This is a genomic window from Pseudomonas sp. 7SR1 (assembly GCF_900156465.1).
In the GTDB taxonomy this organism is placed as follows: domain Bacteria; phylum Pseudomonadota; class Gammaproteobacteria; order Pseudomonadales; family Pseudomonadaceae; genus Aquipseudomonas.
Genome location: NZ_LT707064.1, coordinates 2595121 through 2617733, shown reverse-complemented (window position 1 = coordinate 2617733; position 22613 = coordinate 2595121). Strand labels below are relative to the sequence as shown.

Here is a 22613-nt window from a genome sequence, read left to right as displayed (position 1 = left end):
ACCTCTGCTACTCGCCAATCGCGGCCAGTTGGTCGGCCTGGTATTCGGCCAGCAACGGCTCGATCACGGCCTCGACGCCACCGGCAAGGATCTCGTCGAGGGAATACAACGTCAGGTTGATCCGGTGGTCGGTCACCCGCCCTTGGGCGAAGTTGTAGGTCCGGATCCGCTCGGAACGGTCCCCCGATCCCACCAGCAGCTTGCGCTCGCTGGCGATGGCACTGGCCGCGGCGCTGGCCTGCTGGTCGTTGAGCTTGGCCGACAGCCAGGCCATGGCCCGTGCCCGGTTCTTGTGCTGGGAACGCTCTTCCTGGCATTCGACCACGATGCCCGAGGGCAAGTGGGTAATACGGATCGCCGAGTCGGTCTTGTTGACGTGCTGACCGCCGGCGCCGGAGGAACGATAGGTGTCGATCCGCAGGTCCGCCGGGTTGATTTCGATGGCTTCCTGCTCATCCGGCTCGGGCAATACCGCCACGGTACAGGCCGAGGTATGGATACGGCCTTGGGATTCGGTGGCCGGCACACGCTGCACGCGATGGGCTCCGGACTCGAACTTCAGCTTGCCATAGACGTTGTCGCCCTCGACCCGGGCGATGACTTCCTTGTAGCCGCCGTGTTCACCTTCGTTCTCCGAGAGAATCTCGACCCGCCAGCCACGACGCTCGGCGTAACGCGAATACATGCGGAACAGATCGCCGGAAAAGATCGCCGCCTCGTCGCCGCCCGTACCGGCCCGGATCTCGAGGAATACGTTGCGCCCGTCGTTCGGGTCCTTGGGCAGCAGCATGCGCTGCAGATCACTCTCCAGCTCGACCAGCCGCTCCTTGGCCTCGCGGACTTCCTCGACCGCCATCTCACGCATGTCCGGGTCGCTGTCCTTGAGCAATGCCTGGGCGCCAGCGAGGTCTTCCTGCACTTTGAGCAACTGTTTATAGGTCGCGACAATCGGCTCGACTTCCGCGTACTCCTTGGAGTAGGTGCGGAACTTGTTCTGGTCGGAAATGACTTCACCATCGCCCAGCAAGGCGGTCAGTTCCTCGAAACGGTCCTGGAGAACGTCCAGTTTATTGAGCAGTGACGCTTTCATTGCGATTTTTTATCCGAAAAGCCATTCGGTGAACCCTCACCGAGGGCAAAGAGTTCCTGGGCCATGGCCAGCGCATCGAGACGGCCCTCGGCGGTCAACTTCTTGAGCTGGACACTGGGCGCGTGAAGCAGTTTGTTGGTCAAGCCGCGGGCCAGTTGCACCAGCACTTCCTCGGCATTGCCACCGTTGGCCAAAAGACGCTGGGCCTTTTGCAGTTCTTCGTCGCGCAGGCGCTCGCTCTGTTGGCGATAGGCCTTGAGCACGTCCACGGCCGCCAGCTCGCGCAGGCGCACCATGAAATCCTCGGCCCCGACGGTGATCATCTCTTCCGCCGCCTGGGCCGCGCCTTGACGACTCTTGAGGTTCTCGGCAACCACCTCGTGAAGGTCATCGACACTGTAGAGATAAACGTCGTCCAGTTCGCCGACTTCCGGCTCGATGTCCCGGGGAACGGCGATGTCCACCATGAAGATCGGTTTGTGCTTGCGCAGCTTCAGGGCGCTTTCCACAGCGCCCTTGCCGAGGATCGGCAACTGGCTGGCGGTGGAACTGATCACGATGTCGCTGTGCACCAGCTCGGACGGGATATCCGATAGCAGCACCGCGTGGGCGCCGAACTGTTCGGCCAGGGTACTGGCTCGCTCCAGGGTCCGGTTGGCCACCACGATGCGCTTGACCCCCAGGTCGTGGAGATGACGAGCCACCAGGGTGATGGTTTCGCCCGCGCCGATCAGCAGCGCCTGGCTGCGCTGCAGGTCGCTGAAGATCTGCTTCGCCAGGCTGACCGCGGCAAACGCGACGGACACCGGGTTCTCGCCGATGGCGGTGTCGGTACGCACCTGCTTGGCTGCGTTGAACGTGGCCTGGAACAACCGCCCCAGCAACGGACCGACGGTGCCGGCCTCGCGGGCCACCGCATAGGCAGACTTCATCTGCCCGAGAATCTGCGGTTCGCCCAACACCAGCGAGTCGAGCCCCGAGGCGACGCGCATCATGTGACGAACGGCCGCATCGTCTTCATGCACATAGGCACTGGCGCGCAGCTCGTCGAGACTCAGGTCGTGATATTCGGCCAGCCAGCGCAGCACTGAATCGACCGAAACGTGATCCTGTTCTATATAAAGCTCGCTGCGATTGCAGGTGGAGAGGATCGCAGCCTCGCGGCTCTCGGTGAGTCGGCAAAGCTGCTGCAGGGCCTCAACCAGCTGCTCGGGCGTAAAGGCCACGCGCTCGCGGACGTCTACTGAAGCAGTCTTGTGGTTAATACCAAGTGCAAGGAAGGCCATTCAAGGTCGCTGATTGTGACGTGAAGCCGGCAATTGTCCTACTTCGCCAGATTCAGAACAACCCACCCGATCTCTATCGCTGCGGGTAAATCGACGGGGCGGTTATGTTTTGGTCGAAGGCTTGTGTCATGATGATCCGACCGCAGGTTAGTCGTCCTCTTCCTATATGAATAGATCTTCCGCGTTGCTCCTCGCTCTTGCCCTGCTCAGTGGCTGCCAGTCCATGGACCCCGTTTCGACGGACGGCACGCCGCCGGTCGAAGACAGTACGCAGGCACCTGAAAAGCCCAAGGTCTACGGCTCGTTCAGCGAAGAAACCATCTTCAGCCTGTTGAGCGCCGAACTGGCCGGCCAGCGCAATCGTTTCGACATTGCCCTGGACAATTACGTGACCCAGGCCATCAATACCCAGGACCCCGGCATTTCCGAGCGGGCGTTTCGCATCGCCGAATACCTGGGAGCCGACCAGGCCGCGCTGGACACCGCCATGATCTGGGCGAAAAACGCCCCGGACGACCTCGAGGCGCAACGCGCCGCCGCCGTGCAACTGGCCCGCGCCGGACGCTACGACGACTCCATGCTGTATATGGAGAAGGTGCTGCTGGGCAAGGGCGACACCCACTTCGACTTCCTGGCGCTATCGGCGGCCGATACCGACCAGGAAACCCGCAGCGGCCTGATGAAGAGTTTCGACCGTTTGCTGCAACGCCACCCGAACAACGGCCAGCTGATTTTCGGCAAGGCACTGCTGCTGCAGCAGGATGGCGACTCCCAAGGCGCCCTCACCCTGCTGGAAGACAACCCGCCGGAAGCCGGCGAGGTGGCGCCGATCCTGCTGCGGGCACGCCTGCTGCAAGGCTTGAATCGCGGTGACGAGGCCCTGCCGCTGCTGGAAAAAAGCATCAGGAAATACCCGGACGACAAACGCCTGCGTCTGACCTACGCGCGCATGCTGGTGGAAAACAACCGCATGGACGACGCCAAGGTGGAGTTTTCCAGCCTGGTCCAGCAATACCCTGAAGACGACGAACTGCGTTACTCCCTGGCACTGGTTTGCCTGGAAGCCAAGGCCTGGGAAGAGGCCAAGGGTTACCTGGAAGACCTGATCGCCCGGGAGAGCCACGTCGATTCGGCGCACCTGAACCTGGGCCGCATCGCCGAAGAACGCAACGACCCCGAGACCGCGCTGATCGAATACGCCCAGGTCGGCCCAGGCAACGACTATCTGCCGGCACAGTTGCGCCAGGCCGATATCCTGATGAGCAACGGCAAGACCGCCGAAGCCCAGAGCCGCCTGTCCGTCCAGCGCGACGCCCAGCCCGACTACGGGATCCAGTTGTACCTGATCGAAGCCGAGACGCTGTCGGCCAACAATCAGGGCGACAAGGCCTGGAACGTGCTGCAGCAAGCGCTCAAGCAGTACCCGGACGACCTGAACCTGCTCTACACCCGCGCCATGCAGGCGGAAAAACGCAATGACCTGGCCCAGATGGAAAAAGACCTGCGCCTGATCATCCAGCGCGATCCCGACAATGCCATGGCCCTCAATGCCCTCGGCTACACCCTGTCGGACCGTACCACGCGCTATGACGAGGCCAAGGTACTGATCGAGAAGGCCCACCAGATCAACCCGGAAGACCCGGCGGTCCTCGACAGCCTGGGCTGGGTGAATTATCGCCTGGGCAACCTCGACGAAGCCGAACGTCTGTTGCGCCAGGCCCTGGAGCGCTTTCCCGACCAGGAAGTCGCGGCTCACCTGGGCGAAGTCCTGTGGGCCAACGGCAAGCAACGCGAAGCGCGGCAGGTCTGGAGCAAGTTCCTCAAGGAACAGCCTGACAGCCCCATCCTGCGCGGCACCATCAAACGCCTGACCGGATCAGAGACTCTTTAAGACCATGTTTTTGCGCCACTTCATCGTTTTCAGCTTCATCGCCCTGCTCGCCGGTTGCGCGGGCTTTGGCGCCCGTGAATCCGTCCAGGGCCATGGCAACCCGGCCCAATGGCGTGAGCACAAGGAACAACTGAGCGGCCTCGACGGCTGGCAGATCGACGGCAAGATCGGCATTCGCGCCCCGAAGGATTCGGGCAGCGGCACGCTGTTCTGGCTGCAACGCCAGGACTACTACGACATCCGCCTGTCCGGTCCGCTGGGGCGCGGCGCAGCGCGACTGACTGGCCGTCCCGGCCAGGTTTCGCTGGAAGTCGCCAACCAGGGGCGCTACGACGCCCCGACGCCCGAAGCGCTGCTGGAAGAGCAGCTGGGCTGGAAATTGCCGGTCTCCCACCTGACCTGGTGGGTTCGCGGACTGCCCGCACCGGACAGCAAGAGCCGCCTGACCCTCGACGCCGACAGCCGCCTGTCCAACCTGGAGCAGGACGACTGGCAGATCGAATACCTCAGCTATGCCCAGCAGAACGGCTACTGGCTGCCCGAGCGAATCAAGCTGCACGGCAGCAACCTGGACGTCACGCTGGTGATCAAGCAATGGCAGCCGCGCAAGCTGGGGCAATGACATGACCGCCGCACGCCTGACGCTGCCCTCGCCGGCCAAGCTGAACCTGATGCTGCACATCCTCGGCCGTCGCCCGGACGGTTATCACGAGCTGCAGACGATTTTCCAGTTTCTCGACTACGGCGACGAAATCACCTTCGCCGTGCGCGAGGACGGCGAGATCCGCCTGCATACCGAATTCGAGGGTGTTCCCCACGACAGCAACCTGATCGTCAAGGCCGCGAACAGACTCCGGGAGCAATCCGCAAGTCCGCTGGGCGTCGACATCTGGATCGAAAAAATCCTGCCCATGGGCGGTGGTATCGGTGGCGGCAGCTCGAATGCGGCGACGACGCTGCTGGGACTCAACCACCTCTGGCAGCTGGATTGGGACATGGATCGCCTGGCGGCGCTGGGCCTGACCCTGGGGGCTGACGTCCCGGTTTTCGTGCGTGGCCATGCGGCTTTCGCCGAGGGCGTGGGGGAAAAACTCACGCCGGTAGAGCCCGAGGAACCCTGGTACCTGGTACTGGTGCCGCAAGTATCTGTAAGTACAGCAGAAATTTTTTCAGATCCACTGTTGACACGTAACTCTCCTCCCATTAAAGTGCGCCCCGTTCCCAAGGGAAACAGTCGAAATGACTGCTTACCGGTGGTAGCGAGGCGTTATCCAGATGTTCGTAACGCTTTGAATTTGTTAGGTAAATTTACCGAAGCAAAACTCACCGGAACTGGAAGTTGTGTGTTTGGGGGCTTCCCAAGCAAAGCTGAAGCTGATAAAGTCTCGGCCCTTCTTACAGAGACCCTTACAGGGTTTGTAGCAAAAGGAAGCAACGTTTCGATGTTGCATCGCAAGCTGCAGGACCTGCTCTAAAAGGAATCGAGTGCACGGCACTCGCAGCAACAGATACAGGGGCGTCGCCAAGCGGTAAGGCAGCAGGTTTTGATCCTGCCATGCGTTGGTTCGAATCCAGCCGCCCCTGCCATTTTCCTATACTCATCCAGGTATACCCTCAGCCTTCAGGTACTGCGCGTGTCCAAGATGATGGTCTTTACGGGGAACGCTAACCCCGATCTGGCTCGGCGTGTAGTACGTCAGCTGCATATCCCTCTCGGTGACATCTCTGTCGGCAAGTTCTCCGACGGTGAAATCACTGCCGAGATCAATGAAAACGTTCGCGGTAAAGACGTCTTCATTATTCAGCCGACTTGCGCTCCGACCAACGATAACCTGATGGAACTCGTCGTGATGGCTGATGCCTTCCGTCGTTCCTCGGCGACTCGTATCACTGCTGTTATCCCTTACTTTGGTTATGCTCGCCAGGATCGCCGTCCGCGTTCCGCGCGCGTGGCGATCAGCGCGAAAGTCGTAGCTGACATGCTGACCGTAGTCGGCATCGACCGTGTCCTCACGGTTGATCTGCACGCTGACCAGATCCAAGGCTTCTTCGATATTCCCGTGGATAACATCTACGGCTCCCCGGTTCTGGTGGATGACATCGAAGACCAGCGTTTCGAGAACCTGATGATCGTGTCCCCGGACATTGGCGGCGTCGTGCGTGCACGTGCCGTTGCCAAATCCCTGGGCGTGGATCTGGGCATCATCGACAAGCGTCGTGAGAAAGCCAATCACTCCGAAGTGATGCATATCATCGGCGACGTCGAAGGACGCACCTGCATCCTGGTCGATGACATGGTCGATACCGCCGGCACCCTGTGCCATGCGGCCAAGGCTCTGAAAGAGCATGGCGCGGCCAAGGTCTTCGCCTACTGCACCCACCCGGTGCTGTCGGGTCGGGCAATCGAGAACATTGAAAATTCCGTGCTGGACGAGCTGGTGGTGACCAACACCATCCCGCTGTCCGCCGCCGCACAAGCCTGTGCACGTATCCGTCAACTGGATATCGCACCGGTTGTTGCCGAAGCGGTTCGCCGCATCAGCAATGAAGAATCGATCAGCGCGATGTTCCGTTAAGGGCCCTGCCCTTCGATGACATCCCGCTGACGAAAAGCGCCCCGCCCCAACACTCATGTTGGGGCGGGGCTTTTTTGCCCATGCTGCTTTGACGTCGGTCGCAGGCGTCAGCCGCAATGGCTATTTTGGAGATACAAAATGACTGATTTCATCCTGAACGCCCAAGCGCGTACCGACCTGGGGAAAGGTGCGAGCCGCCGCCTGCGTCGTCTCGCCAACCAGGTTCCTGCCGTTGTATACGGCGGTGACAAGGCTCCTGAGTCCATCACCATGCTGGCCAAGGAAGTCGCCAAGCTGTTCGAAGACGAGGCTGCTTTCAGCCACGTGATCGAGCTGAACGTCGACGGAAAGAAGCAAGACGTGATCGTCAAGGCAATGCAGCGTCACCCGGCCAAGCAGTTCATCATGCACGCTGACTTCGTTCGCGTCGTCGCTGGCCAGAAGCTGACCGCCACCGTTCCAGTGCACTTCATCAACGAAGCGGCGCCAGTCAAGAAAGGCGGCGAGATCTCGCACGTGACTTCCGAACTGGAAGTTTCCTGCCTGCCGAAGGACCTGCCTGAATTCATCGAAGTCGACCTGGCTGACGCCGAAATCGGCACGATCATTCACCTGTCCGACCTGAAGGCGCCTAAAGGCGTTGAATTCGTGGCCCTGGCACACGGCGATGACAAGGCTGTTGCCAACGTCCACGCTCCACGTGTTGCTCCAGAAGCTACCGAAGAAGGCGCTGCAGAGTAATTTCACTCTGTCGCCGGAGTGACCGGAAACATCGCGGACTGGAACGTAGCGAGGCAGCGGGCGGGAACGCGAAGTTTACTCAAGGGTAGATCCGCAATTTTCGTCCACTGTCGCCAAAGCACCTGACCGCGACCTTGTTATCCACACTCCAGGAAGGGCCCCTATCGTGACTGCCATCAAACTGATCGTTGGCCTGGGAAATCCAGGCACCGAATACGAACAGACCCGGCATAACGCAGGGGCCCTTTTTGTTGAGCGCATCGCGCACGCACAAGGCGTCAGCCTGACGGCCGATCGCAAGTATTTCGGCCTGACCGGGCGTTTTTCGCATCAGGGTCAGGACGTTCGTCTGTTGATTCCCACCACCTACATGAACCGTAGCGGCCAGGCCGTGGCGGCATTGGCCGGTTTCTTCCGCATCAAGCCTGAAGAAATCCTGGTGGCCCACGACGAACTCGATCTGCCTCCGGGCGTCGCCAAGCTCAAGCAGGGCGGCGGCCATGGCGGTCACAACGGGTTGCGCGACATCATCGCGCAGCTGGGTAATCAGAATACCTTTCACCGCCTGCGGCTCGGCATAGGCCACCCGGGCGTCGCCAGTATGGTTTCAAATTTTGTCCTGGGTCGCGCACCTCGCGCCGAACAGGAAAAACTCGATGCCAGCATCGACTTTGCCCTCGGCGTGCTGCCGGATATCCTCGCCGGTGAATGGAACCGCGCGATGAAAAACCTGCACAGCCAGAAGGCCTGACTCTAACTCTCGGGGAAACACCATGGGATTCAATTGCGGCATCGTCGGCCTGCCTAACGTCGGCAAGTCCACCCTGTTCAACGCCCTGACCAAATCCGGTATCGCGGCCGAGAACTTCCCCTTCTGCACCATCGAGCCGAACAGCGGTATCGTACCGATGCCGGATGCGCGCCTGGATGCACTGGCGGCTATCGTCAATCCCAAGCGTATCCTGCCGACCACCATGGAGTTCGTCGATATCGCGGGTCTCGTGGCCGGCGCCTCGAAGGGTGAAGGCCTGGGTAACAAATTCCTCGCCAACATCCGCGAAACCGACGCCATCGCCCACGTGGTGCGCTGCTTCGAAGACGAGAACGTGATCCACGTTTCCAACAGCGTCGACCCGAAACGCGACATCGAGATCATCGACCTGGAACTGATCTTCGCAGACCTCGACAGCTGCGAAAAACAACTGCAGAAAGTCGCCCGCAATGCCAAGGGCGGCGACAAGGACGCAGTTGCCCAGAAAGGCCTGCTGGAGCAATTGATCGCTCACTTCACCGAAGGCAAGCCCGCACGCAGCCTGATGAAGAACATGAGCGCCGAAGAGAAGCTTGTGATCAAGGGCTTCCATCTGCTGACCACCAAGCCGGTCATGTACATTGCCAACGTGGCTGAAGACGGCTTCGAGAACAACCCGCACCTGGACGTGGTCAAGGCCATCGCCGAAGAAGAAGGCGCCATGGTGGTTCCGGTCTGCAACAAGATCGAAGCGGAAATCGCCGAGCTGGACGACGGCGAGGAGAAGGACATGTTCCTGGAGGCCCTGGGCCTTGAAGAACCTGGCCTGAACCGCGTGATCCGTGCCGGTTATGAAATGCTGAACCTGCAGACCTACTTCACCGCCGGAGTGGAGGAAGTCCGCGCCTGGACCGTCCGCGTCGGCGCCACTGCCCCGCAAGCGGCCGGGGTGATCCACACCGACTTCGAAAAAGGCTTCATCCGCGCCGAAGTCATCGCCTACGCCGACTTCATCCAGTACAAGGGCGAAGCCGGGGCCAAGGAAGCGGGTAAATGGCGTCTGGAAGGCAAGGATTACATCGTCAAGGATGGCGACGTGATGCACTTCCGCTTCAACGTCTAAGCCTCATCTGGCATCGAAAAAGCCGCGTTGATTCGCGGCTTTTTCGTGTGTGGGCTACTTCCAGGATCGTTTGATCATCCGGCGCTGGAAAACCCCTAGAACAGATAGCCCATGTAGATCGCGGCACCGCCACCGGCCTGCACGCCGGCGTTCAAGCCAGCCATGACCAGCGCCCCTTTGGCAGACCGCGCCAGTTGCCGGTTGACCGTGGTGGACGCAATGAGCGAAGTCGCCGGGTTGGAGCTCAGGGCCACCGACAATGCCAGCAACTTGGGGTCAAGCCCGAACAGCAACGCTGTGGCCGAACCGCCCGCCACCAGCCCCACGCCCACTTCGGTGTACATGCAGGGTCCGGTGATGTCGTCACTGGTCAGATCGCGGTCGACCAAGGCATCGCTGACAAACACCTTGCCCGTGCTGGGGAAGGCCTCCGCCGCACCCACGCCAGCCACGCTCTTGCCCTTGATCTGGATATTGATCTTGCCGAAACGTGGCAGCCTCGCGCCAAAGCCGACGCCGACTCCAACGCCGCCGTAGCGGTAGCTGACGTCCTCGCCCTGGGGCGAACGCAGGATGATCGAGCCGCCACTGCCCGCCACCATGACCACGGTCAGGCCGCCGCCACTGGCGGTCTGGTACTGCCAGCGACTTTCGTTGACCGGGAGTGGAATGTTGTAGCTCATACGTTCAAAGTCCTTTAGGTGAATGAGCCGCACCGCGGCCACGGTGTCGAGTGACTTTCACCAGACCGACAAGGGTGAATACCAGACCGATCAGCCCCAATACACCGGGGGTTCCCCACAGTGCGAACGGGTCATCGACGATGGAGCTGCCTGTCGGCTGCTCGGGCAGGTAATGCACCCGTACCGGCTGATCCTGTCGATAGCCGAAGATGAAGCCGCCTTGGGGGTAGGAAATTTTTTCACCATTGGCGGTGGTGAAGGCGATCTCGGGGTGCGAGCCACCGGCATTCAAGCGACTGACAACGCCATCGGCGCTCTGTGCATGGGCGAGGAACTCGCGTCGCTCCAGTGTGAGATTGACGGCAACGCTCAGCAAGCCGATACCAATCAGGGCAAAAAGCAGGCCCAGCAACAGGTTGCCGATCCGCGACGGGGTGTCGTTAGCCATGGTTATCTCAGTACTCGTCCATGAAAGAGAGGGGCAGGATAGCAAGAAGCCTGCCCCTGCCGCACCTGAAGCCTCGCTCCTTTTATGCCTCCTCTTTCCGCAGCAGCACCCTCGTCACTCGACGTTCCTGGACCTCCACCACCGTCATGCTCCATTCCTGCCAATTGAGCCGGTCGCCGATGACAGGCAGACGGTCCAGCAAGCTCATGACCATCCCGGCCAAGGTCTGGTAGTCGTCCGTGGCTTTCGCCTGCAAGCCCGTGTGCTCGCCAACCTGGCTGAGATTCAACGCGCCACTGACCAGAAAGCCGTCTTCCCGGGCCACGATATTCGGCCCTTCGATTTCACTGGCATCGGGCAACTCACCGGCGATGGACTCAAGGATATCGGTCATGGTGAGTAGCCCCACGAAGTCACCGAATTCGTTCACCACAAACGCGATGTGGGTCGACTCTTTGCGCATCTGCTCCAACGCGTTGAGAATCGTGAAGGTATCCAGCAGGTTGATCGCCTTGCGGGCCATGGTTTGCAGATTCGGCTGGTTGCCGGCCAGCAGTTCCTTGAACAGCTCTTTCTTGTGGACAAAACCCAATGGCTCATCCACCCGCCCTTCCCGGATCAAGGGCAACCGGGAGTACGACGAATGCATCAGCCGTGTACGAATGTTCTCGGGCGAGTCGGCCACATCGATGTGATCAACCTCGGCACGGGGAGTCATCACCGTACGGATGGGGCGCTCTGCCAATTGCAACACCCCGCTGATCATGACGCGTTCGCGTCGGTCGAACACCTGGTCGGTGTCATTGCCCGCCAGCATGTCGGCGATCTCCTCACCCACTTCGTCGGCATCCGGCTTGCGTCCCCCCAATAACCGCAGGACGGCATGGGCGGTACGCTCGCGCATGGGGCGCTGTCCGTGCAGGCTCTTCCTGCGACGCAGGCGAGCCACCTGGTTGAACAGCTCGATCAGGATCGAGAAGCCAATCGCGGCATACAGGTAGCCTTTCGGAATATGGAAACCCAGACCTTCCGCGGTGAGGCTGAAGCCGATCATCATCAGGAAGCCAAGACAAAGCATGATGACGGTGGGATGGCCGTTGACGAAGCGCGTCAGGGGCTTGCTCGCGATGATCATCAGGCCGATGGAGAAAATCACCGCGATCATCATGACCGACAAGTGCTCTACCATGCCCACCGCCGTGATCACGGCGTCCAGCGAAAAGACCGCATCGAGTACCACGATCTGCGCGACGATCGGCCAGAACATCGCATAGGCACCCTGACCCGAGCGTTGCACCACATGGCCTTCGAGGCGTTCATGCAACTCCATGGTGGCCTTGAACAACAGGAACACACCCCCGAACAGCATGATCAGGTCCCGTCCCGAAAACGTCTTGCCGAAGACTTCGAACAACGGCGCGGTCAGGGTCACCATCCAGGAAATGCTGGCCAACAGGCCAAGGCGCATCAACAGCGCCAGGGACAGACCGATGATCCGCGCACGATCGCGCTGCGCGGGTGGCAGCTTGTCCGCCAGGATGGCAATGAATACGAGGTTATCGATGCCGAGCACCAGCTCCAGCACGATCAGGGTCAGCAGGCCAAGCCATGCCGTGGGGTCGACGATCCATTCCATGGATTACAGCTCCTTTCGCAGCATCGAGGGCAATGGTGCAGGCGCATGCCTATCGACGTGAAGCGAACCCTTGGGGGGCGTGCATTGAAACAGACGACAGGGAGGTTCCAGCGGGGCGTTCATAGAGACCTGAAAAGAAATAGGGGAAAAAAATCCTACAACGTTTCCGAACGCCTCATGCCTGATGAATTATTACCGGATCTGACAACACCCAGCCCATGGAGACAGCGATGCCCCCGCCGCCCCACGGCTCGGCCCCGGAGAATCCCCGGCATTGCTGGGGATTTTTTCATCCGGCGCAGATCTGTAGCGCTCAGCCTCTCTTGACTTTGAAGCGTCCCAGCACCCGCTGCATCAACGAGGCCCGCTCCGAAAGGTCCTTGGCAGCCACTGCGCATTCTTGCGAGTTCGACTGGTTTTTCTGCGTCACCTCATCGATCTGCTCCAGCCCGATACTGGCCTGCTGCAAGCCCGACGCTTGCTCGCTGGACGCCTGGTAGATCAGCGAGACCAGATTGGAAACCGCGCTGGTGCCATTGACGATGTTCTTCAAGGACTCAGCAGTCCGGCCCGCGATGATCATGCCCCGCTGGGTCTTGCTCGAGGAGTCGGCGATCAACGCCGCCGTCTGCTGCGCGGCCTCGGCGCTGCGGGCAGCCAGGCTGCGCACTTCATCGGCCACCACGGCGAAACCGCGTCCCAGCTCACCCGCCCGGGCCGCTTCGATGGCTGCGTTGAGGGCCAGCAGGTTGGTTTGCGCGGCAATGTTATCGATGGTGGTGATGATCGCCGTGATGTCCTTGCCCGAGTTGTCGATCTCGGTCATGGCGGCAATCAGCTCGCTCATCAGCTTGTCACTCTCACCCGCATCGGCCCTCGAAGCCTGTGACTGCTCATCGGCTTTCCTGGCGTTGTCGGCGTTGTCCCTGGTCTGCGCGGCCATCTGCGTCATCACGGCACTGATTTCAGTGATGGACGATGCGGAGTTGGACGCCCCTTCGGATAACGACTGGCTCAGGTCGGTGACCTGGGCCGAGCTGCCGGTAATCTGGGTGGCGCTGGCCTGGACTTCGCAGATCAGCTGGTTGAGGTTACTGACCATTTTCTCCAGGGACTTGCCAAGGGTGTCGTTGGGCGAGGACAAGCGCACCTCCAGGTCCAGATCGCCCTCGGAAATGCGCTCGGCCACCCGGACCTGCCGCTGCAGGCTTTCGGACATGTCATTGAGCGCGGCCGACAGCTGGCCCACTTCATCCTCGGATTTCTGCACCAGGCGCCGGGAAAAATCCCCCAGGCTGATATTGGCGGCCAAGGCTGCGGCCTCGCGAATCGGCCCGACGATTTTCGCGGCGGCAAACCACAAGGCAGCCAAGGCCAGCAGCGAGATGAGCATCCCCGCCGACACCTGCCAGATGCTGTTGTTGATGCTGCGCGCCTGCAGCTCTTGTTCGAGGGCGATGGCCTGGCTCATGACCACGGCCTTGGGCAGGCGAATCAGCACCGCCCATGGCTTGCCCGTGCGACCCAGGCTGATGGGCATCAGCACTTCGATGTCCTGCGTCTGCGGGTTGAGCAAGCCATCGCCCTGCCCGCCCTGGATGTCGCGAAGCACTTTTTCCCACGACCCAGGCAACAGGGCCTTGATGGGCTGGCCAATCAGATCGGTACGCCGACTGTCGGCCACTACCAGTCCCTGGTTACTCAAGATAGTGACGGTACCTTTACCGTCGTAGAGTTCAGCGGACATCTGCTCGCTGAGCTTCTGGATAAAGGCGATATCGAAGTCCGCTCCGACCACCCCATAGAACTTGCCGTTGGCCACGATGGGGACCGACAGAGTCGTCAGCCAGACGTTCTTGCCCTGGACCACATAGGGAATGGGGTCCAGCACACTCTCCTTCAGGGTATCGCGCGGCCCGCTGTACCAGCCGCCCTTGGGCACACCGTTGGGGTGACGGTCCGCAGAGTCGTATTCGACCAGGGGCTGCACCGCGATATGGCCGTCGGCACTGCGTGTCCAATACGGGGTGAAGCGGCCGGTCAGCGGATTGTTGCCGTCCTCGGCATTGCGGAACGCAGCATCCTGCCCGTCCAGCGCATTGGGCTCCCAGCAGGAATAGGTGCCGTTGAAGTCCGGGTTATCCTTGAGCACGCCGAGCAGGACGCTGTTGATCTGTTCCCGTCCCAGGGCCAGGGGGCTTTGCGCCACCTTGCTGGCGGCAAAGGTATTGGCCATCGTACGGGCCGCATCCAGCGCATTCTGCAGCCTGGCCTGGATGGCATTGGCACGGGACTCGGCCAGGTTCTGGATTTCCCGGATGGTCGACTTTTCAATCAGCGCGCTGACTTCGATCGCGACATATTGCTCATTGGCCCGAGCACTGAAGAGCCCGTACACAACCAGGCTGATCGATGAGACAAACAGGCATACGCCCGCCGTGACACAAATGCGTGCCTGCAATGACTTGAACTTCATATCAACCCCTGCCTGATTCTATTTATTGCCGACGTCAACGACGACGGCATTCCAACGTGTGCACGACGTGGCGGATAACAAACGATCGTTGCTGCTTACGCCGTTTCTCAGGCGAACGCCTTCAGGGGCACGGCGATACAGCTGACTCATCAGCATGAAACGTGGCAGGTGGAGGCAAGGTTCATCGCTCTATTCACCGGGCGGCGGTAGAGGCGTTCGAATCAAAGACCGGAGGCGTTATTTTCGACGACACGAGGGTGATAGGCGGAAAGAATGTAGAAGCCCACTTCTGCTGTAACCCAGGGTCACCTTGAATAAAGCCGCAGAATCCATTCAAACCAACAACCACGGCAGCAAATTAGCACGGGCAATATTTCTACAACATCAACTTAGGACTTATACAAATCAGTACTTTGGTAGTAACGGCACTGACTCGTCGGCTACTGATTGGACGTTCGCCACGGTTATTCCAAAGGATGGGCAACTACGCCGACGGGGCCGGCCGCTCTTTTTCACCCTCGTCGAACAGCGTTGAACACAGCCCGTGGCAAGGGACCTGGGGGTCCCCTGCCACATCGGTACCGCCCGCCTCAGGCTTTCTTGGTCCTTGGCAGAAAGATCGCCAACACACCCAGCAGAGGCAGGAACGAACACAGCCAGTACACATGCTCGATGCCATGGATGTCCGCCAGATGCCCCAGCAACGCGGCACCGATCCCGCCGAAGCCGAACATGAGCCCGAAGAACACTCCGGCGATCATTCCGACATTACCCGGCACCAGTTCCTGGGCGTACACCACAATGGCCGAGAACGCCGACGCCAGGATGAAACCGATGACCACGCTGAGAATGCTGGTCCACAGCAGGTCGACATGGGGCAGGATCAAGGTGAACGGCGCCACGCCCAGGATCGAGAACCAGATGACCGCCTTGCGCCCGATCCGGTCGCCGATAGGACCGCCGAAGAACGTGCCCGCCGCCACTGCGCCGAGGAACAGGAACAGGTACAACTGCGAGGAGGCCACCGACAGGTCGAACTTCTCGATCAGGTAGAAAGTGAAATAGCTGGTGAAACTGGCCATGTAGAAATACTTGGAGAACACCAACAGCCCCAACACCACCAGCGCACTGAGTACCCGTCCCCTGGACAAACCATGGGTGGCCGCCTGGCCCTGCCTGAGCTTGAACAGGTTCAGGTGATTGGCGTACCAGCGGCTGATGCGGTACAGCACAAACAGGGCGAACAGCGCGAACAGACCGAACCAGGCCACATTTCCCTGCCCGTATGGAACGATGATCGCCGCCGCCAGCAAGGGACCGAACGCGGAACCGGCGTTACCGCCGACCTGGAACGTCGACTGCGCCAGGCCGTAACGCCCGCCCGAGGCCAGTCGGGCAACCCGTGAGGCTTCCGGGTGAAAAGTCGACGAACCGATGCCGATCAGCGCGGCGGCCAGCAGGATCATGGCGAAGCTGCCCACCATGGCCATCATCACGATGCCGATCAGGGTGCACACCGTACCGGCCGGCAGCAGCCAGGGCTTGGGGTGCCGGTCGGTGTGATAGCCGACCCAGGGCTGAAGCAGCGAAGCGGTGAGCTGGAAGGTCAAGGTGATCAGGCCCACCTGCGTAAAGCTCAGGCCGTAGCTGTCCTTGAGCATCGGATAGATCGAGGGCAGGACGGCCTGGATCAGGTCATTGATCAGATGCGCCAGTGCCACGGCGCCAATGATGCGCATGACCAGGGGGCTGCTGTCGGTGGCGGTCGGAATGGGGGCAATGCCGGCCTGGGGATTGCTGATAGCCATGGGAGGTTTCCATACATCGGATGGGTGCACACGGGCAGGTTCATCAATGTGCCATTTTTCGGTGCAACAAGGCTATCCCATTAGCTAGCTATCTACTGTGAAAAATTGTCCTCGAGCAAGGTGATAGCTCAAAGCCATGGTCTGAATCTTGCCTTGCTTATCGCCTACGACGCGGCCTCTTACAAAGGGGACCGAGAATGGGAAGTTTCGCTACAGAGCCTGCCTACAGAGCGGACCTGGGCAAACTTTCGAGGCCTTTTAAAAGGGCACCCGTTTGCGCACTTGTGTAGAAACGCACAAAAACAGTGCAAGGGTGTTCAGGGGAGTATGGGCATGCAGGCTTTTCTATCACCGGGCATCAGGCTGCTGGGGCGTTTCGGTTTCGCCCGTAAATTCCAGCTGCTGTTCCTGCTTTTCATTCTGCCGATCATGGGCAGCCTGTGGATCATCGGCCAGGATTATCGCGACAAACTCAACCTGATTTCCGGCGAACGCGCCGGGGTACGCCAGCTATTGGCCCTGGATAACCTGGACAACCTGCTGACCGCCCAGCGCAACCGTGCGGCCCGGTGGCGCGCCACGGAGACCAACCGACAACCCACGCCAGCCACGCTCGCGGCGATGGCGGCTTTCGACGCCGTGCAACCGGCCCTCAACCAGGCCGCCAATGAACTGGGCACGACCCTGCAGACGGAAGGAGCCGAAGGCGACACCCTCAGCCGTTACCAGACCTTGCAAGACAGCCTCAAAGGCCTGGATTCGAAAAGCCTGGGCTCCGTAGGCTGGTGGCCGGACGGCTATGATCGCTTCACCGCGTCGCTCAGCGCCTTGCAAGCCTTGCGCGAGCAGATCGTGATGGACAACCGCCTGACCCTCGCCTCCTGGCTCGAGACCTATCTGTTGACCCAGATCTCCACCCAGCAGACCCCAGACCTGATCGAGCGGGTCGGGCGCCTGGCCAGCGTGGGCCAGGCTTCGGTGGTGTCAGGCCAATTCACCCTGCAGAGCCGCCTGCAATTGCGCGACCTGCGCAGCCGGATCGGTGACGCCCGGGATCAACTGCTCAAGACCGGCGGGCTGCTGGAGGCACGCCTGCCCAGCGAACTGCAAGGCTGGGCCGGTCAATACCAGGGCAGCCTCAAACATCTGGATGCGGGCCTCAAAGTCCTGGATGACGGCGTGTTCGGCGGTTCTATCAATCTCAAGCCGGAAGATTTCGAGAAGCACCTGGATGCCCTCCTCGTCGACCTGGCGCTCCTGCGCCAGCAATCCCTGGTGGCGCTGGATACGCGGCTGGACCACTACCACGGCTCGGCGATCCGCCAGTTCGTCCTGGTGGCGACGGTACTGGGTTGCCTGCTGCTGGCAGCGCTCTATCTGTTCATTTGCCTGCAGTCGTCTATCCGCCGTAGCGCCAGCGGCATCACCGTACTGGCCGAAGCCCTGCGTGACGGTAACCTCAGCCTGCAAGTGCCGGTGCAGGGACGCGACGAACTGGCGGCCATCAGCACAGCCTTGAACGTTGCCGTGGTGCAGCTACGCAGCAGCCTGCTGGGGGTCGATCATGAGACGTTGCAAGTGAGCGACGCCGTGCGCACCCTCAACACCCACTCCAGCGGGGCCCTGGGCGAAGTCGAGGCCCAGCAGTTGCAGATCAGCCAGATCGCGGCTGCCGCGACGCAACTGGCCGCGACGTCCCAAGGCGTGGCCAAAAGCTGCGAACAGGCAGCCGGCAGCGCCCAACAGACCCGACGCATCGCCGCCGACAGCAGCCGCGACAGCCAACGCACCACGGCGAGCATCCAGCAACTCAACCAGCGACTCAACGACACCGCCGCCGCACTGGGCCGGGTAAGCGAGCAAGGGCAACAGATCCAGATGGTAGTGGACACCATCCGCGGCGTGGCCGAGCAGACCAACCTGCTGGCCCTCAACGCCGCCATCGAAGCCGCTCGCGCCGGTGAGCAAGGCCGTGGTTTTGCAGTGGTGGCCGATGAAGTCCGTAGCCTGTCGCAACGCACCCAATCCTCCACACAGCAGATCGCGGGCACCGTCGACAGCCTGCGCGCCACGGTCAACGAAGCCGTCAGCCTGATGGAAGCCGCCTGCGAGCAGGCACAGACCGATGCGCAAGCCGTCACCAGCCTGGGCGAACGATTGGGAGAAATTGCCAGCGCCGTGCAAAGCGTCACCGATACCTTGGCGCAGATCGCCACCGCCGTGGACGAACAGGCCAGTACAGCCGATGAGGTCAGCGGCAATATCCAGCAGGTCGACCAGGCGGCCATGCGCTTGCTCGAAGGTGCACGGGCAGTGAACCTGGCAGCCGATACCCTGAGCCAGGGAAGCCAGGCTCTGAGCGCCAACACCGGAAGATTTCAACTCGGCTGACAGGCATTTGTGGCGAGGATGGATAAGCAGTTGAAAGCGCAGAGAAATATTTCAGATTTACGCTTGACACTTCCTCGTTACCGGCGAATAATGCGCGCCACTTGGCTACATAGCTCAGTTGGTTAGAGCATAGCATTCATAATGCTGGGGTCCGGGGTTCAAGTCCCTGTGTAGCCACCAAGTACCGATCCATAGATGTCTACAGCAGTCTATGAATCACCTCAAGAAGCCCGCCTCGTGCGGGCTTTCTTGTTTCTGGCTGCCCACCTCTATCTACCCCTATCCTTCCCCACCGTGTATGCCCACGTGTATGCTTCAGAACTAATTGAACTGGAGGCATACACGGATGAAGCGCGCCGATATCAAGCGACGTCCTCTCGCTGATACAACACTTTCCAGCTTGGAGCCTGAGGCCGGGGCATACCGCGAACTAGACAGTCCTGGGCTGTATTTCAGAGTCAAACCAAACGGCCAAAAATCTTGGGAATTACGCTACAAGAAACCGGACGGCAAATGGTCTTGGCTAGGTCTCGGCGGCTATCCAGAAGTAAGCGGCGCCTTCGCTCGACAGAAAGCGGCAGAGCTGCGAGCTGACGCCTCAGAGGGCAAGAACCCTATCATCTCTAAGAAGGCTCGTCAGGCAGCTGACATTGACGCAGCCAATGACACCTTCGAATCACTAGCCAGGGAATGGCATACGTCTCGCCTCAGCGGCTGGGATGCTGGGACTGCCAAAAGGATACTCGGCGCACTCGAACGCCACGTGTTCCCCTCGCTCGGTAAACGTCCCTATACCTCGATCATGTCTATGGAGTGGATGGAGCTATTGAGAGGACTTGAGCGCCAGGGGATATTGGAACAGATGAGTCGCGTGAGGGCTTACTGCAAAGATATCTATGACCTGGCTCGCGTGACTGGCAGAGCCGTCAACAATCCCTTGGAGGGCGTGCATAAGTTCCTGTCATCGGGAAAGGCAGAAAACTACGCTCATGTCTCTCCTGACGAACTTCCTCAGCTACTCCGAGCGATACGCTCCTATCCGCATGCTAAAGATGTTCAGCTTGGCCTAAGGCTGTTGACCCTGATGGCGGTCCGTCCCAGCGAGCTTCGCGAAGCCCATTGGGTGGAGTTCGATTTCGATAAGAAACTCTGGACAGTCCCTGTCGAACGTAAGGGGCGTAAAAAAGGCCGCGAACATCTGGTGCCGCTATGCACTCAGGCCGTAGATGCCCTATTGGAGCTTCGGCAACTTACCGGGGCATACCCTCTCCTGTTTCCAGGTAGAAGCGACCGCACCAAACCCCGAAGCGACACCGTATTTCTCATGGCATTAAGGCGCCTTGGTTACGAAGGCCGCCAGACCGGTCATGGCTTCCGCCACATCGCCAGCACCATCCTCAACGAGCATGGTTACCCCGCTGACCATATCGAGGCCCAACTCAGTCACAAGGCACAAGGTGTCCGAGGGATTTACAACAAAGCCCAGTACCTTGAACAGCGCACAAAGATGATGCAGTGGTATGCCGATCATCTTGATGCACTTGAAACCGGAAATGTTATTCAAGGTCAGTTCGGTAAGGCTGTATGAGTACCCACTACCATCCCCCCCTCAAAATCCATGTTACGGGTGTTACTCGTGTAACTAACCTCGCCAGACGCCCGTTTTCATTGGCTTTCACGCCTGTTACACGCCCACGCAAATATCCGTACACCGCGTGTGACACTGCCTCAATGTGTAACGCGTCTATCCCCCCTAACTCACTGTTGGCTGACGTTAGACGCGTCTGGGCATCGAGCGAATCCCGCTGGCTTCACTTGCGATACACAGGGCGTGGGATAAAGCGCGACACAACGCCTGAGACGCTCAACCATGGCTGATCATCAATCCCTAGTAGATTCCGCGTTTACCTCGGGACTAATGAGCTTTCTCTCGGCACAGCCGCTATACGAGCTCTGCCATGAACAGATTCATGACGTGTGCTATTTGATCGAACAATGCTGTCTTCGCGTTCGCGACGACTGCAACGACTTCGATCCCAGCAGCCTGTGCATCAAGACGACAATGCATGAAGAGGCAATTTCTCAGTATGCCTCCACTGACACCAGAGCACGTCTCGCCCATTGGGTTCGTCAATACAGCGAGTGTGGAACGGCTTCGGATCGCGATGCCCACGCAGCCTACATCATGGCTTGTGCTGTGAAAGCGCTGGGGGCGCTAAACGACTGGATGCGGACAACAGATCAGAAGGCTTGGTCTCATCTTTCAGAGCCTCCGACCGACTGGCCGTGGGAACTCTACTGTCAGTTTGTAGAGATGCAGGCCAATCCGGATGAGCGCATTGAGGCGCTCGATCAGTACGTCCTTCACCTGGAGCCCATCATATCCCTGCCCTGCTTGATTGATGATGAACTGACGCCCGTCGCTGATCGAGCGATCAAGAATGCGATTCCCAAAAAAGGGGGCATCATAAGCGGCATGGAGCGTAGCAAGGACACCAGTGCCCGAGATGCTGCAATTGTTAAGCAAGGCATGCACTACCTGGCCAAAGGCATGCCTGAGCGAAACATCCCAACCGCCGTGCATGCTTGGCTGGAACGTGAAGTTGCTAGACCGCTAAAACAGCGTCCCGAGTGGATCCCCCTCGAAACTCAGAAGGCACTCACGCGCAAAAGCGTAGAGGCCATCCTCAAACGCAACTTTATTCTGTAACTGAAATTTCAATCGGATTTCAATTGGAAGTGAACTGCTCACCGCACTTCACCGCCTAGATCATTGCTCTCGTCAGTCCAAACCAATCGAGAGCAATACCTATGAATACCTCAATCACCGGCCTTTCCCGCAAGGCTCCTGCAAATTCCCCCTCGCTGTTTGATGCCACCTCGACGTTGATCCGCATGCGCGAAGTCGAAGGCATCGTGGGGATGAAACGCTCCACCATCTACAAGCTGATGCAGCGTCCTGACTGTGGCTTTCCTCAGCCTGTCAAACTGAGCAACAGCAATGCTCGCGGTGCGCCGGTCGCCTGGGTTCTGTCTGAAGTTCAAGCATGGGCACGCAGCCGCATCGAGGCTCGTGATCAGGTGGCCGCATGAGCCGCAAAATCGCAAACAAAGCCCTGATGCACCCATTTTCCATTCTTCGCCAGATCGGCTTTTCGTCTCGCCTCATGCAACGCCTGGAGCGCTACCGCAGCCAGCAGGATAAACAGGGGCGCGTAGTCAGCGTACTCAGCTGGGCCGACGGCACCTGGTGCGCGCTCTCCCTTCACTGCGAAAAGACCGGGGCGGTGATCGTCGACGAAGGCCAGCAAGCGGAAGCCTATGAAGATGCCCGCTCGATGCTCCAAGGCGGCTTCCTGCCCCTGCTTTCCCTGCGCTTCGACTTTCATGCCTGAAACGAAAACGCCTCCGGGGGCGATCCGGAGGCGTTGAGGTAAATCTACATGCCCGAACAATTTATGCCACACCTGAAAAATCCGCAAGCCACCCGCGTAGTTGCACTTTCGAAAAACGAGCGGTACTCTCTGGTCGTCGCTGCAAATTCAGCGAATGGGCTTGGCGGCCCAAACAGTACAAGGCGCAACAGCGCCCCCATTACGATTGCAGGCGCTTTTTTTGTGTCTGCATTCCCGTGTTATGGCGGGTTGCGTAGGAGCACCCTCGGGTGCGCCGGTCTCCTTGTACGCCGGTCCGCCAATCCTGCGCAATCCGTC

Annotated in this window: 18 protein-coding genes, 2 tRNA genes and 2 pseudogenes; 14 read left to right on the top strand and 8 right to left on the bottom strand. The window is 59.9% G+C overall.

The annotated features are described in order from the left end of the window. Nucleotides 1–7: 7 nt before the first annotated feature. On the bottom strand, nt 8–1090 hold the full coding sequence (prfA, locus tag BW992_RS11930; RefSeq protein ID WP_072396822.1) for a peptide chain release factor 1: 1083 nt from the start codon (nt 1088–1090) through the stop codon (nt 8–10). After that, on the bottom strand, nt 1087–2376 hold the full coding sequence (gene hemA / locus BW992_RS11925; RefSeq protein WP_072396820.1) for a glutamyl-tRNA reductase: 1290 nt from the start codon (nt 2374–2376) through the stop codon (nt 1087–1089). The genes prfA and hemA overlap by 4 nt, the downstream gene beginning before the upstream one ends. 166 nt (nt 2377–2542) lie before the next feature. On the opposite strand from hemA, the gene BW992_RS11920 reads away from it, so the two are divergent. The 8 genes from BW992_RS11920 to ychF all read left to right on the top strand — a co-directional run bounded on the left by BW992_RS11920 (nt 2543) and on the right by ychF (nt 9458). Next, nucleotides 2543–4267, top strand: a complete 1725-nt coding sequence (locus tag BW992_RS11920; protein WP_072396818.1) for a tetratricopeptide repeat protein — start codon at nt 2543–2545, stop codon at nt 4265–4267. A 4-nt stretch (nt 4268–4271) separates the two neighbouring features. Then, entirely contained in the window at nt 4272–4889 is a 618-nt protein-coding gene (gene lolB, locus BW992_RS11915; protein ID WP_072396816.1) for a lipoprotein insertase outer membrane protein LolB, read from the top strand. Nucleotide 4890: 1 nt separating this feature from the next. Then, nucleotides 4891–5742 carry a 4-(cytidine 5'-diphospho)-2-C-methyl-D-erythritol kinase gene (gene ispE / locus BW992_RS11910; RefSeq protein ID WP_072431552.1) on the top strand — a complete coding sequence of 284 codons (852 nt, stop codon included), beginning with the start codon at nt 4891–4893 and terminating at the stop codon, nt 5740–5742. 37 nt (nt 5743–5779) lie between these two features. Next, a tRNA-Gln gene (locus tag BW992_RS11905) sits at nt 5780–5854 on the top strand. Nucleotides 5855–5901: 47 nt separating this feature from the next. After that, nucleotides 5902–6843: a ribose-phosphate pyrophosphokinase gene (locus BW992_RS11900; protein ID WP_003171603.1), complete on the top strand. Its 942-nt coding sequence runs from the start codon at nt 5902–5904 to the stop codon at nt 6841–6843. Between the two features lie 138 nt (nt 6844–6981). Beyond that, the gene (locus BW992_RS11895; RefSeq protein WP_072396804.1) at nt 6982–7584 is read left to right on the top strand and encodes a 50S ribosomal protein L25/general stress protein Ctc; all 603 of its coding nucleotides are present in this window, start codon (nt 6982–6984) and stop codon (nt 7582–7584) included. A 166-nt stretch (nt 7585–7750) separates the two neighbouring features. Continuing rightward, nucleotides 7751–8335: an aminoacyl-tRNA hydrolase gene (pth, locus tag BW992_RS11890; protein ID WP_072396792.1), complete on the top strand. Its 585-nt coding sequence runs from the start codon at nt 7751–7753 to the stop codon at nt 8333–8335. Between the two features lie 22 nt (nt 8336–8357). Further along, nucleotides 8358–9458 (top strand): redox-regulated ATPase YchF, encoded by a 1101-nt coding sequence (ychF, locus tag BW992_RS11885; RefSeq protein WP_072396791.1) that lies wholly within the window; start codon nt 8358–8360, stop codon nt 9456–9458. A gap of 95 nt (nt 9459–9553) precedes the next feature. Here ychF and BW992_RS11880 read toward each other — a convergent pair whose 3' ends face one another. The 6 genes and pseudogenes from BW992_RS11880 to BW992_RS11860 all read right to left on the bottom strand — a co-directional run bounded on the left by BW992_RS11880 (nt 9554) and on the right by BW992_RS11860 (nt 16509). Beyond that, entirely contained in the window at nt 9554–10141 is a 588-nt protein-coding gene (locus BW992_RS11880; RefSeq protein ID WP_072396789.1) for a hypothetical protein, read from the bottom strand. 4 nt (nt 10142–10145) lie between these two features. Further along, entirely contained in the window at nt 10146–10589 is a 444-nt protein-coding gene (locus BW992_RS11875) for a DUF3592 domain-containing protein (protein WP_123397795.1), read from the bottom strand. 82 nt (nt 10590–10671) lie between these two features. Continuing rightward, the gene (locus BW992_RS11870) at nt 10672–12225 is read right to left on the bottom strand and encodes a TerC family protein (RefSeq protein WP_072431549.1); all 1554 of its coding nucleotides are present in this window, start codon (nt 12223–12225) and stop codon (nt 10672–10674) included. A 313-nt stretch (nt 12226–12538) separates the two neighbouring features. Beyond that, nucleotides 12539–13057: pseudogene (locus BW992_RS27490) on the bottom strand (methyl-accepting chemotaxis protein); the annotation flags it as partial. A gap of 429 nt (nt 13058–13486) precedes the next feature. Then, nucleotides 13487–14461 (bottom strand): annotated as a pseudogene (locus BW992_RS27485) (PDC sensor domain-containing protein); the annotation flags it as partial. Nucleotides 14462–15291: 830 nt separating this feature from the next. Then, on the bottom strand, nt 15292–16509 hold the full coding sequence (locus BW992_RS11860) for an MFS transporter (protein ID WP_072396781.1): 1218 nt from the start codon (nt 16507–16509) through the stop codon (nt 15292–15294). Nucleotides 16510–16842: 333 nt separating this feature from the next. Here BW992_RS11860 and BW992_RS11855 point away from each other — a divergent pair, with 333 nt between their 5' ends. The 6 genes from BW992_RS11855 to BW992_RS11830 all read left to right on the top strand — a co-directional run bounded on the left by BW992_RS11855 (nt 16843) and on the right by BW992_RS11830 (nt 22295). Further along, the gene (locus tag BW992_RS11855; RefSeq protein WP_072396778.1) at nt 16843–18900 is read left to right on the top strand and encodes a methyl-accepting chemotaxis protein; all 2058 of its coding nucleotides are present in this window, start codon (nt 16843–16845) and stop codon (nt 18898–18900) included. Nucleotides 18901–19003: 103 nt separating this feature from the next. Beyond that, nucleotides 19004–19080: transfer RNA gene (locus tag BW992_RS11850), tRNA-Met, on the top strand. Between the two features lie 166 nt (nt 19081–19246). Further along, nucleotides 19247–20488 (top strand): tyrosine-type recombinase/integrase, encoded by a 1242-nt coding sequence (locus tag BW992_RS11845; RefSeq protein WP_076406278.1) that lies wholly within the window; start codon nt 19247–19249, stop codon nt 20486–20488. A gap of 282 nt (nt 20489–20770) precedes the next feature. Continuing rightward, nucleotides 20771–21610, top strand: a complete 840-nt coding sequence (locus tag BW992_RS26770) for a hypothetical protein (protein WP_083714555.1) — start codon at nt 20771–20773, stop codon at nt 21608–21610. Nucleotides 21611–21711: 101 nt separating this feature from the next. Further along, nucleotides 21712–21993: a helix-turn-helix transcriptional regulator gene (locus tag BW992_RS11835; protein WP_003205554.1), complete on the top strand. Its 282-nt coding sequence runs from the start codon at nt 21712–21714 to the stop codon at nt 21991–21993. After that, nucleotides 21990–22295 carry a hypothetical protein gene (locus BW992_RS11830; protein ID WP_076406276.1) on the top strand — a complete coding sequence of 102 codons (306 nt, stop codon included), beginning with the start codon at nt 21990–21992 and terminating at the stop codon, nt 22293–22295. The genes BW992_RS11835 and BW992_RS11830 overlap by 4 nt, the downstream gene beginning before the upstream one ends. Nucleotides 22296–22613 lie beyond the last annotated feature (318 nt).